The 13399-nt window shown below is 62.1% G+C and carries 16 protein-coding genes and 2 pseudogenes; 14 read left to right on the forward strand and 4 right to left on the reverse strand.

The window, feature by feature from the left end:
• The first annotated feature begins 87 nt into the window (after window positions 1-87).
• The gene (locus tag NLX68_RS04650; RefSeq protein ID WP_254282957.1) at window positions 88-714 is read left to right on the forward strand and encodes a hypothetical protein; all 627 of its coding nucleotides are present in this window, start codon (window positions 88-90) and stop codon (window positions 712-714) included.
• A gap of 114 nt (window positions 715-828) precedes the next feature.
• Here the strand turns inward: NLX68_RS04650 and NLX68_RS04655 are convergent, their stop codons facing one another.
• The 3 genes from NLX68_RS04655 to NLX68_RS04665 are packed head-to-tail and all read right to left on the reverse strand — an operon-like array spanning window position 829 to window position 2588.
• The gene (locus tag NLX68_RS04655; protein ID WP_254282959.1) at window positions 829-1296 is read right to left on the reverse strand and encodes a GNAT family N-acetyltransferase; all 468 of its coding nucleotides are present in this window, start codon (window positions 1294-1296) and stop codon (window positions 829-831) included.
• A 24-nt stretch (window positions 1297-1320) separates the two neighbouring features.
• Window positions 1321-2031: an NUDIX hydrolase gene (locus NLX68_RS04660; protein WP_254282961.1), complete on the reverse strand. Its 711-nt coding sequence runs from the start codon at window positions 2029-2031 to the stop codon at window positions 1321-1323.
• Entirely contained in the window at window positions 2028-2588 is a 561-nt protein-coding gene (locus tag NLX68_RS04665) for an adenylyltransferase/cytidyltransferase family protein (protein WP_254282963.1), read from the reverse strand. The genes NLX68_RS04660 and NLX68_RS04665 overlap by 4 nt, the downstream gene beginning before the upstream one ends.
• Before the next feature lie 99 nt (window positions 2589-2687).
• Here NLX68_RS04665 and NLX68_RS04670 point away from each other — a divergent pair, with 99 nt between their 5' ends.
• From NLX68_RS04670 to NLX68_RS04715, 10 genes and pseudogenes are all read left to right on the forward strand, one after another.
• Window positions 2688-3332: a nicotinamidase gene (locus NLX68_RS04670; protein ID WP_254282970.1), complete on the forward strand. Its 645-nt coding sequence runs from the start codon at window positions 2688-2690 to the stop codon at window positions 3330-3332.
• Window positions 3333-3334: 2 nt separating this feature from the next.
• Window positions 3335-4540, forward strand: a complete 1206-nt coding sequence (gene pncB, locus NLX68_RS04675) for a nicotinate phosphoribosyltransferase (RefSeq protein ID WP_254282972.1) — start codon at window positions 3335-3337, stop codon at window positions 4538-4540.
• A gap of 11 nt (window positions 4541-4551) precedes the next feature.
• The gene (gene nadE / locus NLX68_RS04680) at window positions 4552-5409 is read left to right on the forward strand and encodes an ammonia-dependent NAD(+) synthetase (RefSeq protein WP_254282974.1); all 858 of its coding nucleotides are present in this window, start codon (window positions 4552-4554) and stop codon (window positions 5407-5409) included.
• Window positions 5410-5430: 21 nt separating this feature from the next.
• Window positions 5431-6819: a hypothetical protein gene (locus NLX68_RS04685; protein ID WP_254282976.1), complete on the forward strand. Its 1389-nt coding sequence runs from the start codon at window positions 5431-5433 to the stop codon at window positions 6817-6819.
• A 171-nt stretch (window positions 6820-6990) separates the two neighbouring features.
• Window positions 6991-7137: pseudogene (locus NLX68_RS04690) on the forward strand (helix-turn-helix domain-containing protein); the annotation flags it as partial.
• A 127-nt stretch (window positions 7138-7264) separates the two neighbouring features.
• A complete protein-coding gene (locus tag NLX68_RS04695) occupies window positions 7265-7744 on the forward strand; it encodes a hypothetical protein (protein WP_254282978.1) in 480 nt (159 codons plus the stop codon).
• Window positions 7745-7938: 194 nt separating this feature from the next.
• Window positions 7939-8307, forward strand: coding sequence for a hypothetical protein (locus tag NLX68_RS04700; protein ID WP_254282980.1), 369 nt, complete (start codon window positions 7939-7941; stop codon window positions 8305-8307).
• A 124-nt stretch (window positions 8308-8431) separates the two neighbouring features.
• Window positions 8432-8677, forward strand: coding sequence for a hypothetical protein (locus tag NLX68_RS04705; RefSeq protein WP_254282984.1), 246 nt, complete (start codon window positions 8432-8434; stop codon window positions 8675-8677).
• 14 nt (window positions 8678-8691) lie between these two features.
• Complete coding sequence (locus NLX68_RS04710) at window positions 8692-8934, forward strand: hypothetical protein (RefSeq protein ID WP_254282985.1); 243 nt, start codon at window positions 8692-8694, stop codon at window positions 8932-8934.
• A gap of 120 nt (window positions 8935-9054) precedes the next feature.
• Window positions 9055-9201, forward strand: a pseudogene (locus NLX68_RS04715) (ABC transporter); the annotation flags it as partial.
• A 12-nt stretch (window positions 9202-9213) separates the two neighbouring features.
• Here NLX68_RS04715 and NLX68_RS04720 read toward each other — a convergent pair.
• Complete coding sequence (locus NLX68_RS04720) at window positions 9214-9744, reverse strand: cysteine hydrolase family protein (protein WP_100782474.1); 531 nt, start codon at window positions 9742-9744, stop codon at window positions 9214-9216.
• Window positions 9745-10099: 355 nt separating this feature from the next.
• On the opposite strand from NLX68_RS04720, the gene NLX68_RS04725 reads away from it, so the two are divergent.
• The 3 genes from NLX68_RS04725 (at window position 10100) to NLX68_RS04735 (ending at window position 13322) form a co-directional block, all read left to right on the forward strand.
• Window positions 10100-11119 (forward strand): branched-chain amino acid aminotransferase, encoded by a 1020-nt coding sequence (locus NLX68_RS04725; RefSeq protein WP_254282986.1) that lies wholly within the window; start codon window positions 10100-10102, stop codon window positions 11117-11119.
• A gap of 168 nt (window positions 11120-11287) precedes the next feature.
• Entirely contained in the window at window positions 11288-11968 is a 681-nt protein-coding gene (locus tag NLX68_RS04730; RefSeq protein ID WP_010222508.1) for a response regulator transcription factor, read from the forward strand.
• A complete protein-coding gene (locus NLX68_RS04735; RefSeq protein WP_254282987.1) occupies window positions 11946-13322 on the forward strand; it encodes a HAMP domain-containing sensor histidine kinase in 1377 nt (458 codons plus the stop codon). Before NLX68_RS04730 ends, NLX68_RS04735 begins: the two co-directional genes overlap by 23 nt.
• Window positions 13323-13399: the final 77 nt, after the last annotated feature.

The raw sequence follows: 13399 nt of genomic DNA on the forward strand, positions 1-13399 counted from the left end.
TTAGCATCAGCACTACCCCTGGCAAACCAGAACACCCATCCCATGCCTGCAACACTGAAAACCTGTTGGCCCCTAGGCTGGTGCAATGTGCCCGGCATCGACTACAGCGCAGCGACCATCGACCTGCAGGCCATTGTGCCGAAAGCCGGCGAAAAGGCCTGGGCGCGGTTTGACAGGCGCGACACGGTGCAGGCTGGCGATACCGTGCAACTGCTGTGGTGCCCTCCGGTGTCCGCCGTCAATGGCTGGAGCGAACAACCTTCGGAAATTGCCCTGAGCTACTTGCTGAAGGCGAACGTGGCCAGCAGGATGGGCGAACAGGACACCTATGCACTCGACATCCTTGGCGGCCAGCGGCTACTGCCGATGCTCCGGGCCCTGCCCCGCGATCAGGGTGCCTGGGCACTGCAGCAAGTCGCTGGCGAGCAAGGGCAGATCATTGCCCTGGAGGAAGCCTGCTGGAGTGCCAGCGCGGTGGTCGAGGGGCTGACCTACCTGAGTGCCTGCACACCGTTCGAAGCGCATATGGAGCTGCTACTCGACGTGACCGGCGATGAGGTTGTCGGGCTGTTTTCGGCGCATGTCGACCCGGGCGGGGCTTTCTACTCGTTTGGCCGGCGGATACTGGCAGGCCGGGAGTTGAAGGCGGTTGAGCAGGTGCTGAAGATTGCACAACCGCTCAAAGACTCTCAGGGCCACTACCTGCTGACTTGAAGGCCTCATCGCCGGCAAGCCAGCTCCCACAGGCCCTGCACCTCTCCTGAGAACAGCAGCAAACCTGTGGGAGCTGGCCTTGCCAGCGATGGGTTGCAAGGCAACCCCGAGGGCCTACTGGCCGAGCAACTCCCGCGACATCAACCACTGCTCCTTGCCCCAGGCCTCGAACCGCTCGCGCACGGTCCAGCCGCGCTTGGCGTAGTACGCGCTCTGGTCATGGGTGTGCAGGTACAGCGTGGCAACCCCGCTGTCTCGTGCTTGCTGGCAGATCCCTGCAATCAGTTTTTCTGCCAGCCCCTGCCCGCGCGCCTGCGGCTCAACCAGCACGCACGCCAGCCAGGGGCCAAGGTCCGGCCGCGCGGGCAGGTCATCGCGGGCCAGCGCTGCCCCGCCCAGCAAGCGTCCGTGCTCCAGAGCAATCAGGCATTGCCAGTCGCCGTTGCGTTGCCCTTCGGCAAACTCGCGCTGCCACGCCTGGAGCGAGATATCGGCGTACTCGTAGCTGAATTGCCGATACAACCGTTCGGCGAAGGTGTCGCAGTGGTGCATGTGTTGTGCAAGCCACTCCAGGTTCGGCATGTGCAGTCCTTTTTGTGTAGGGGTTCAGGTGCCCGAGCGCTCGGGCAACAGACTACGGTCAAACACGAACGGCGTCTCGGCTTTCGGCGTGTGTTCGAACAGTTGCTGGGGCCGGCCCATTTTCGGGAAGTTCTTGTCGCCGGTGTCGCGAATCCAGCCCTCGTCCTTCATGCGCTCCAGGCGCTTGCGCAGGGAGGTGTTGTTGACCGGGTGACCGAGGCAGGCCTGCACCGCGTTCAAGGCATCGAGCACGGTGAAGCGCTCTGGCGCCAGGTACAGCGGCAGGTTGGTATAAACCGCCTTGGACGCCAGGCGCTCGCACGCCAGTTGCACCAGCAGGTTATGATCGAACGGCAGCACCCGCTTGCGCCCGATGACGCTGGCGACCTCGACAAAGCACAGCTGCTCAGCCCCGGCCTCGACGTCCGGGCCAAGCAAGGCCAGGTAGTAGGTGCTCATCGACCAGCCACGCGGGTCGCGAAAGGCATTGCCTTCGGTGCCCACCTGTTCCAGGTGACGCGGCAGGATCCGGGCTTTTTCGCTCATCGCCCGGTCAGCCGCCGCCGCCAGGGTGTTGTCCGGGGTGCGGCCGTTGACGATCACTCCCGGCAGCGCCCATTCACCTTCGTGGGGCGCACGCTCACGCCGGTACAACAGCACTTCCAGCTGCTTGCTCTCGGGGTTCAGGCGCAACGCGACGATGTCGACGCTGGCCAGTACTTCTGCAGCACTCACTGTGGACTCCTATACACCTCAAACTCTGCAACGATGTCGGGCAGGCACCAGGCTGCCGGCAGCGCCTGGCCATTGCGCAGGCCGGCGCGAATCGCCGAACTGTGCACGCCCAGTTGCTCCTCGGCCACCAACAGGCCGAAGTCTGCCAGCAGTTCCCGGCCTCGATAGAAGCCAGCAACATTGGCCTGGTTGTCCTCGCCGACGACCAGGGCGATGTCAGCCCGGGCAATACCGCAGCGTTCACTCAACGCACACAGCAGGTCATAGCTGTACACCGCCCCGCCCTCGCCGCCCAGTTCGCGCTCCACGGCCGAGCAACTGACCCGCTCGCTACCCAGCCGCGCAATCAGCCGCTGCAACCAACGGCAACGCAGGTCGAAGTCGACCATGCGCTTGCCATGGGCATGCCGGTAACTGGGCACCACGACGACCTGATCGGCCCACTCAAGCGCCCGGGTCATCACGCTCAAGTGACCGGGGTGCGGCGGATCGAAAGCGCCACCGTAGACCGCCAGGCGAAACCGCGCCTGACCCGACTCATATATTTCACTATGCATACTATATCCACCGTGGCTGCTTCTGAAAAAGAAAAAGAAGTTGACACACATATTACACCTAGTGAATTATGTGTCCACACCCAGTGCAGGAGCCACCCCATGAAAATCGCCAGCTTCGATGTCGACGCCCAGAACGGCTTCACCGACAACGCCCCCGATGAGTTGCCTGTACCCGGCGGCGCCGAGATCGCCCCGGCACTCAATGCCATGGCCGAGCGCGCCAGCCTGCGCATCGGCAGCAAGGATGCCCACACGCCGAAAGCCGCCTGGGTGGTGGGCAGCCACGCCGAGATGCTCAAGCCTCTGGGCATGGCCAACGCCGACCTGACCTGGGTCAGCCACTGCGTGCCGGGCACCCCGGGTTTTGAACTGCTGGCCGGCCTGCCCGCGCCGATCGACTACGACTTCTTCGTGTGGAAAGGCATCGAACCCGACCTGCACCCCTACGGCGCCTGCTACCACGACCTGGCCAACCGCCGCTCCACCGGGGTCATCGAGTACCTCAAGGTGCAAGGCGTGCAAGCGGTGATCGTCGGCGGCCTGGCTCTGGATTTCTGCGTCAAGAACACCGCCCTGCAACTGCAGGCCGCAGGGTTTCAGGTGTTTCTCTACCAACCGGCATGCCGGGCGATTTCCGCCCAGGGTGGCGCAGCGGCCCTGGCCGAAATGACCGGCCAGGGCATCATCGCCTGCGCCGACCTCGCCAGCCTCGACCAGCAACTGAACGCATTCAAGGGAGCATGAACATGAGCGAGAGCGTCTTCGGCCCAAGCATCATCCAGAACCTGCTGGACACCGACTTCTACAAGATCACCATGATGCAGGCGGTGCTGCACAACTACCCCAACGCCGAGGTGGAATGGGAATTTCGCTGCCGCAACAGTGAAGACCTGACCCCGTACCTGGCCGAGATCCGCTACCAGATCGAACAGCTGGCCGAGGTCTCGATCACTCAGGATCAACTGGCGTACCTGGGGCGCATTCCTTTCATCAAGCCGGACTTCATCCGCTTCCTCAGCCTGTTCCGCTTCAACCTGCGCTACGTGCACGTTGGCGTCGATGACGCCGGGCAACTGGCGATCCGCCTGCGCGGGCCCTGGCTGCACGTGATCCTCTACGAGATCCCGCTACTGGCGATCGTCTCGGAAGTGCGCAACCGCTACCGCTACCGCGAAGTGGTGATGGAGCAAGTCGGTGAGCGCCTGTACCAGAAGCTCGACTGGCTCAAGGCCGAAGCTTCGCCAGCGGAACTGGCCGGCCTGCAGCTGGCCGATTTCGGCACCCGCCGGCGCTTCTCCTACCGGGTCCAGGAGCACGTGGTGCATACCCTCAAGCAGGACTTCCCGGGGCGTTTTGTCGGCACCAGCAACGTGCACCTGGCGCGCGAACTGGACATCAAGCCGATCGGCACCATGGCCCACGAGTGGTTCATGGCCCACCAGCAACTGGGCCCGCGGCTGATCGACAGCCAGGTCGCTGCACTGGAGTGCTGGGTCAAGGAATACCGCGGCCTGCTGGGTATCGCCCTGACCGACTGCATCGGCATGGATGCCTTCCTCAAGGACTGCGACCTGTACTTCGCCAAGCTGTTCGACGGCCTGCGCCACGACTCTGGTGATCCGCTGCTGTGGGCCAACAAGGCCATCGCCCATTACGAAAAACTCGGCATCGACCCCAAGAGCAAGACCCTGGTGTTCTCCGATGGCCTGAACTTCGCCAAGACCCTGCACCTGTACCGCGAGCTCAGCCCACGGATCAACGTCAGCTTCGGCATCGGCACCAACCTGACCTGCGATATCCCGGGTGTTGAACCCATGAACATCGTGATCAAGATGACCGCCTGCAACGGCGCGCCGGTGGCGAAGATCTCCGACAGCCCGGGCAAGACCCAATGCCGCGACGAAAACTTCGTCAGCTACCTCAAGCACGTGTTCAAGGTTGAAGGCCAGTAAAGGAGAAGCACATGAACAGTCGTCAGATCGAGATTGCCAAGGCCCTGGGCGTGGTGGCGCCCTTCGCAGATGACGCGGCAGTACAGAATGAGATCCGCCAGCGCATCGATTTCATCAAGCAGACCCTGCTCGATGCGCGCTTGAAGGTGTTGGTGCTGGGCATCAGTGGCGGCGTCGACTCGTCAACCGCCGGGCGCCTGGCGCAGCTGGCGGTCGAGCAATTGCGCGCCGAACAGGCCGACGGCGGCTATCGCTTCATCGCCATGCGCCTGCCCCACAACACCCAGCATGACGAACCCGATGCCCAGGCCGCACTGGCCTTCGTCGGCGCCGATGAGTGCGTTACAGTCAACATCGCAGACGGCGTCAACGGCCTTGCCGGGCAACTGCCGCAACTGGCCACGCTTGCTGACGGGCAACGGGATTTCGTCCTCGGCAACGTCAAGGCGCGCCTGCGCATGCTGGCCCAGTACACCCTGGCCAATGCCCGCAATGGCCTGGTGATCGGCACCGACCATGGCGCCGAAGCAGTGATGGGGTTTTTCACCAAATTCGGCGACGGTGCCTGCGACCTGGCGCCGCTGAGCGGGTTGTGCAAGGGCCAGGTGCGGGCCATCGCCGCCGCGCTGGGTGCACCTGAACACCTGGTGCACAAGGTGCCGACCGCCGACCTCGAAGAACTGCGCCCGGGCCTGGCCGACGAGCAGGTGCATGGCGTCAGCTACGCGCAAATCGATGCCTTCCTGCAGGGTGAAAACGTCGATGACGCGGTCGCAGCCATCATCATCAACGCCTACGACAAGACCCGGCACAAACGCGAATTGCCCAAGGCACCAGCGGCACGACTCGATACAATGCTGCCATCCTGAATGGACTCACCGGAGACAATCGTGCAACGCCTGATCCTCACCGCCCTGTCCGCCGCCGTCCTCGCCGGCTGCGCGACGCCCTCCAAGGAAAGCCTCGACCAGTACATCGGCAACATGCTCGCCCAGCCGCTGTCGACCCACAGTCTGTTTCGTGAAGGCGATGTGCTGAGTTTCCAGGTTAACGTATCGGCCAACAACGGTTTGAGTGATCGCAGCTTCCAGCTCGAAGCCTCCTGCGCTGAGCCGAACGTGGCGATCATGTACCTGGATGCCGACCAGCGCGCGTACTTCAAGAGCCCCAGCGGCTACGCCCCGCCGCAGCCGATGCCTGATCGCTTCCATGCCATCCTGCTGAACAACCCGAGCTTCGCCGGGGCCTGCAAGACTCAAGCAAAGCCCGACTGGCGCAAGCTTAAAGGTGAAGATGGCGAGCCATGGGTGCTGGTCGACCGCAACAGCATCAACAAGATGGGCAACGACGTCAGCCTGTGGGCCGCCTTCGACCAGCCGAGCATCCTCCTCGACCTGCCGTACAACGCGCCCTACGCGCAAAAGCGTGAGCATCACCGCTTCAACTGCAGCGCCGGTACCTACACCCTGCTGGCCGGCTACGATGTCGATGCCAACAACCGGGTCACCGACGGCATGGTCCCGTCACTGCCCAAGCCCGAGCCAGTGGCCGGCAGCAACGCCGATTACCAGGCGCTGTTCGCCCTGGCCTGTGCCACGCCGGATAAGGTCGCGCAGCTGGCGCCATTCAGCCCGCGCTTCAAGGCTCCGATCGTCACGGCGGTGTTGCCGCCGGTCAGCCCATCGGTGATGGTCGCCCTCGAGCGCCTGCAATTGCCCAAGCCGGCGCAGCCGCTCACGTACCTGGACGCCGTCGGCACCTCGACCATAAAAGGCAAGACCTCACCCATGCGCGAGGAGCAGTTCCTGTCGGTTGATGCCAATAGCCAGCAACTGATGGTGATCCTGCGCGGCAAGGGCTATGAGGCGCAAAAGATCACCTGGCGCGGATTGATCCCGCTGGTGAGCAAGACCGACTTCACCGGCATGAGCGAAAGCAGCGCGCTGACCAGCCTGAGCTTCAAGGGTGACTGGAAGACCATGGCGGTGGGCAGCAAGCTCAGCTATGCACAGCAAGGTGCGACCAACAACAACGTGATCGGCCAGTACGCCAAGGAGCTGAAGATCACCGAGTGCACGGTGCAACAGCAACTGCCGGCCAGCACCCTCAACGCCCGCTTGAGCGGTAGCGCCAAGGCGCTGGATTGCAGCGTGCAGGGTGACGAGGACAAACGCGTCAATCACCTGTTCTACCTGGAAGACTACGGCTACTTCTTCAGCGCCAGCATCGACAAGAACACCTTCTACTACAACGATCTGCGCCTGCAGACGGTGAAGTGAACCCTGGGGCCGCTGACGCGGCCCATCGCCGGCAAGCCGGCTCCCACATTGGATCGGCATGCACCATTCCCTGTGGGAGCTGGCTTGCCGGCGATCGACCGCGAAGCGGTCGCAAACCAGGCGACTCAGTCAGATTTGCAGCCCCCAAGCTTTGGCTGGCAAACTTCGCCCATGCACGATACCCCGCTACAACCCGCTCAGCTCGGCGTCGCCCTGCGTCGCTGGCGCCTGCTGCACCGCATCAAGCAAGCGCATGCCGCACAGCTGTTCGGCGTGGCGCAATCGACTGTCTCGCGCTGGGAAAATGGCAGCCAGGCCACAGGCCCAGGTCAGCTATCACCCGGCTTTCGAAGCCACGAGTTGATCACAACTGCCGACGGAATGATTTGCACCCACGGCGATCCTTGTACAAAATCGCCGCCTTTGCCTCGAAAGGATGCGTGCAATGAAGTTCGAAGGGACTTTCCAATACATGGGCCAACACGGGATCGTCTTCAACGTCTCGCAGATCACCCTCACCGACAGCGAACGCGGGCGCCTGCGCGAGCTGCATTTTGGCGAAGCGAAAAGCGCCCACTACGAGGTCAACAGCAAGGTTGTCGAGGTCTACGACAAGATGCTGGCCAAGAACCTGCCGTGCGTGATGAAGATCGCAATCTCCAAGCCGCTGACCCGGCAACAGGGCGACACCCTCAACGCTCAGCGCACCACGGTCGTCAACGCCTGCGCCTCGGCCTTCACCGCCGCCACTACCGGCGTGGCCTCCTCCTTTGTAGGTGTGCCCGTGGGTGCCGCCGTGCGTACCTACGCCAATGAAATCCTGCCGACCTACCATGCCGGCGATGTGCTGGTCAGCATTGACGCCCAAGTCAATGGCGGGATCGGCCCGCAACGAACCATTTCGACCATGATCATCAAGACCTGAGTGAGACTGCTCCGCAAACGCCGTCGGATTGAGCAGGTTGACTGAGGTTTTGTAGGGGGCTGTTCGCTAATTTGGGATCAGCCCTACTGTCTTGTAGGAATGGTACGACATACACCCAAAGTTGTTTTGGGCATCTTTCCCTGCTTGTCGATGAGGTGCGCGCGGCGCGTCTGTATTACACAGGGAAGGTTGTTGTGCAGATACAAAGAACCTATGAGTACGCCGGTCACTTCGGCATCGTTTTCCATGTCTCGCAGCTCGTCGTCATGCCGGATCATCGCGCACGGCTGCGCGAGTTGCATATCAGCGAAGCGAAGGGGGCGCACTACGAGGTCAACACAATGCTCGTGGCGCTCTACGACAGAATGCAGGCCGGCAATCGTGCCTGCGAGATGAAAATCGCTATTTCTCAGCCGCTTAATCGGCGTCAAGCAGATAAGCTAAACGACCAGAGATTTTATGCTTCCGGTGTTGTCGGCAGCGCTGCAGGGGGGGCCTGTTGGCTTGCTTACAAAGGCAATCGTCGGAACAGCCGTTACTGCGATAACAACTTACTTGGCTAAGCGCAGGCTCCCTACACACCACGCTGGTGACGTAATCGTCAGTGTCCAGGCCTCTGTCAGCGGCGGCATCGGCCCTCAGCAGTCAAGCGTTTCGACGATCATCAAGAATCAAGGCTGAAAAGACATGTCGGAATACAGTCAATTCTTTATCGCCTTCCTATTCTTCGTACTGATTGAGTGTCTGCTCAAACCCTCCAGACTACGAAAATGGCTAAGTTTGACGTTCTTGCTGGGAGGCCTGCTGGGTAGAGTCACGCTGAGCGAAAAAAGTTACTGGGGCAGTTTTGACCTGCATCTGGTTTCGCTTTTTGCAATTGTCGGAGGCCTTGAGTTGTTCTTCAGGCGCAACCGCCACGAAGAAGATGCCTGAGCAGAGCACACACCATGTCTGAAGTTACGCAGCTATGTTACGCGTTGATCCTCATCGCATTTCTGGATCATTGCCTAAAACCCTATTTAATTCGTAAATGGCTAGGACTTTTCCTATGCACTGCCGGCATCACTTTACTGTTTACACCGGGTGGCACTTATTGGGAGGCAATGGATCTGCCCCTAGCGCCTTTGCTCGTATTCTCGGCAGGCATGACCCTGATTATCGGACGCCGCAAGTTTCAACCAGACGAATGAACGAATATCTTCAGTACATAATCCTCCTGACCCTGTTCCGGGGGACGTCGCGGGCATTTTGTGGAGCATTGCAGGACGAATACGTCGATCCTGACGCTGGACAGCGTCCCCCCGGTGCAGTTGCTGCTCGACGAGCCGAGCAACCACCTCGACCTGCCCTCCCTCGCCGCCCTGGAAGCCATGCTGCGCCAGTATCGCGGGACCTTGCTGATAGCGTCCCACGACCAGGTGTTCCTGCGGCAACTGGCACTGGACGGCTACCTGCAGGTGGGCGAAGGCTCAGAACTGCACGTCTGCGGTGGATTGCAGGCGGGCAAAGGCGCCGCCCAGGGTCAGGTTGTGGTGGGCGATGATCGCCTCGGCCGACAAGCCGGGGGTGTCCATGCAGGTGTGGGCATCGCTGACCAGCACCACGTTGAAGCCCAGCTCGCGGGCAACCCGGCAGTTGGTGTCGACGCAGTACTGGGTTTTGAGGCCGACGATGACCAGCTCATCAATGGCGGCCTCGCGTAGCTGATCGGCCAGCGAGGTGGCAAAGAAGGCACTGGGGCGGGTTTTATCGAACACGATGTCGCGTGCAGGATCGACCGCCAGCGCGGGCAGCAACTGCCACGCGGGGCTGCCTGCGGCGATCGGCGACCCTTGCGGGCCGGTGTGGCGAACCGCAAAAACCGGCGCTTGGGCAGCGTGGGCAGCGCCAATCAGGGTGTTGACCTTGTTCAGTACCCGATCACCCTGCCAGGGTTGTTCGGGGCCATGGAACAAGCCCACTTGCATATCCAGGACCAGCAGTGCGCGTTTTGCTTGCATCTTCATCTCTCCGTGATTGGCCAGCCGGGACGGAGAAAAGACAAGGCCCCGTCCATTGCTGGCGGGGCCTTGGATTACCTGCTGCCTTAAGGTTAAACAGCCGTACCCGCCCCGCGTATGGCGGTGGTAGTGGTACGCGACGAGGTCAGCAGGCAAAGCTTCATACTTCGATAATGCGCCCGGACCGAGAAACCGTCAACGCCTGTTGCAACAGGCAGCGTCAAAGATTTTCACTGCGACCATGGTCCAATCTATGACTGGGCGTTCCCGATCTGCACGGGATGTATTATCGTGGCCGAGTGCGCAATAAGAACCGCCTGCTCCAGCAGGCATCTGCAACCGAATCGAGGGTGCCATGAGTAACGAAAGCATTAACTGGGACAAGCTGGGCTTCGACTACATCAAGACCGACAAGCGCTACCTGTCTTATTTCCGTAACGGCGAATGGGACAAGGGCACCCTGACCGAAGACAACCAGCTGCACATCAGCGAAGGCTCGACCGCGCTGCATTATGGCCAGCAATGCTTCGAGGGGATGAAGGCCTACCGCTGCAAGGACGGCTCGATCAACCTGTTCCGCCCGGACCAGAACGCCCTGCGCATGCAGCGCAGCTGTGACCGTCTGCTGATGCCGCAGGTGCCGACCGAACAGTTCATCGACGCCTGCAAGCAGGTGGTCAAGGCCAACGAGCGTTTCATTCCGCCGTACGGCAAGGGCGCCCTGTACCTGCGACCGTTCGTCATCGGCGTGGGCGACAACATCGGCGTGCGTACCGCGCCGGAGTTCATCTTCTCGATCTTCGCCATCCCGGTCGGCTCGTACTTCAAGGGCGGCATGACCCCGCACAAGTTCCTGATCTCCGACTACGACCGCGCCGCGCCACAAGGCACCGGCGCTGCCAAGGTGGGCGGTAACTACGCGGCCAGCCTGCAACCGGGCTACAAGGCCAAGCAAGCCGGCTTTGCCGACTGCATCTACCTTGACCCGCTGACCCACACCAAGATCGAGGAAGTCGGCTCGGCCAACTTCTTCGGCATCACCGCCAACAACGAGTTCGTGACGCCGAAATCGGCTTCGGTACTGCCAGGCATCACCCGCCTGTCGCTGATGGAACTGGCCGAATCGCGCCTGGGCCTGAAGGTCATCGAGGGCGACGTGGAAATCAACAACCTCGCCCGCTTCGTCGAGGCTGGCGCTTGCGGTACCGCCGCGGTGATCACCCCGATCGGCGGCATCCAGTACGGCGACAAGCTGCATGTGTTCTACAGCGAAAGCGAAGTCGGCCCGGTCACCCAGAAGCTCTACAACGAGCTGACCGGTATCCAGAGCGGCGACATCGAAGGCCCGGCGGGCTGGGTTGTGAAAGTCGCCTGACCTGCAATAGGGGCCGCGCTGCGGCCCATCGCCGGCAAGGCCGGCTCCCACAGGGGTCGGTGCATGCCGGCCCATTGTGCCCCTCTCCCCTAGATGAATTTTTCTTTAACCCGGGCACCGCCTATTCTTTGGCACAATCAGGTTTCTACCCGCCGCCCAGGTAAAAGCATGCCCCGCGTACTGACTATCGAAGACGACGCTGTCACCGCCCAGGAGATCGTCGCCGAGCTTTCCAGCCATGGCCTGGAAGTGGAATGGGCCAACAACGGCCGTGAAGGCCTGGCCAAGGCCATTGCCGGCGGTTACGACCTGATCACCCTGGACCGGATGCTCCCGGAGGTCGATGGCCTGACCATCGTCACCACCCTGCGCACCCTGAAGATTGCCACGCCGATCCTGATGATCAGCGCCCTCTCGGATGTCGACGAACGGGTCCGCGGCCTGCGCGCCGGCGGTGACGACTACCTGACCAAGCCGTTCGCGTCCGATGAAATGGCCGCCCGCGTCGAGGTGTTGTTGCGGCGCAACAGCGTGCCCCTGGCACAGACCCGCCTGCAGGTCGCCGACCTTGAGCTGGACCTGATCAGCCACGAGGCCAAGCGCGGCGATCAGACCCTCAACCTGCTGCCCACCGAGTACAAGTTGCTGGAATTTCTCATGCGCCACGCCGGCCAGGTGATTACCCGGATGATGATTTTCGAGGAAGTCTGGGGCTACCACTTCGACCCGGGCACCAACCTGATCGACGTGCACATCGGACGCTTGCGCAAGAAGATCGACGCTGCTGGCCAGACACCGCTGATTCGCACCGTGCGGGGTTCGGGCTATGCCATTGCCGAACCCGTCTAAGGGCTGGAGCTCGTCCACCAGCCGCCTGCTGGCGCTGTACAGCTTCCTGTTCGTGGCCTGGAGCAGCATCCTCATGGGGGTGCTGTACTTCGAGGTTTCGGGCTACCTGAACAAGCTCACCCGCCATTCCTTGCTGCAGCGCCAGCACCTGTTCGCGCACATGAGCGGCAAGCAACTCGATGACGCGCTGATTGCCAGCCAGGCGTTCGAGGAGCGCAGCTTCGATGCCTATGGGCTGTTCGATGGGCAGTTCAATCCGCTCGGCGGGCAGATCCGCCAGATCCCGCCCGAGCTGGGCCTGGACGGCAAGATTCATGAACTGAGCCGCTGCCTGGATGCCGACGAACCGCACCTGCCCCGCGACAGCTGCGACGCGGTGGCGATCAAGGTCCGCGATGGCCGCTGGCTGGTGCTGGTGCGCGACAACGGCTCGCTGTTCGTGGTCACCCGCATCATCCTTCATGCCCTGCTCTGGGGCCTGTCGCTGACCATCATCCCCGGCATCGCCGGCTGGTACCTGCTGCGCCGCCGGCCACTCAAGCGGATCCGCGCGATCCAGGCCAGCGCCGAGCAGATCGTCGCCGGCGACCTGACCCGGCGCCTGCCGCTGTCGGCGCGGCGCGACGAACTGGACATGCTGGCGGCCATCGTCAACGCCATGCTCGACCGCATCGAGCGCCTGATGCATGAAGTCAAAGGCGTGTGCGACAACATCGCCCACGACCTGCGCACCCCACTGACCCGTCTGCGCGCCCAGCTCTACCGGATTCGCCAGCAGGCCGGCGATGATTCACCGCAGGCCGAGGCGCTGGAACAGGCCATTGGCGAAACCGATACCTTGATGGCGCGTTTTCGCGGCTTGCTGCGCATCAGTGAGCTGGAAGACCGCCAGCGCCGCGCCGGCTTCGTCGAGCTTGATCCCCATGGGCTGCTGCAGGAGCTGCATGACTTCTACCTGCCGCTGGCCGAAGACGGCGAGATTGACCTGATGCTGGACATGCCTGAACAACTACCGGCACTGCACGGTGACCGCGAGTTGCTGTTCGAGGCGCTGGCCAACCTGGTGGGCAATGCCATCAAGTTCACCCCGGTGCAGGGTCAGGTACTGATGCGTGCACTGAGCGATGCCAAGGGTGTGCATATCGAGGTGCACGACAGCGGCCCGGGGATTCCCGAGGATGAACGAGGGGCGGTGTTGAAGCGCTTTTATCGCAGTGAAGAAGGCCAGCGTCACCCGGGGTTCGGGCTGGGGTTGTCGATCGTTGCGGCGATCGTTGACCTGCACGGCTTTGAGCTGGAGGTGGGGGGGAGTGAACTGGGTGGGGCGAAGCTGGTGTTGCATTGTAGAAGTTAGGGCCTCATCGCTGGCAAGCCAGCTCCCACAGGTCCTGGGTGCACGGGTCCTGTGGGAGCTGGCTTGCCAGCGATGAA

Source organism: Pseudomonas sp. SBB6 (genome assembly GCF_024213215.1).
In the GTDB taxonomy this organism is placed as follows: domain Bacteria; phylum Pseudomonadota; class Gammaproteobacteria; order Pseudomonadales; family Pseudomonadaceae; genus Aquipseudomonas; species Aquipseudomonas donghuensis.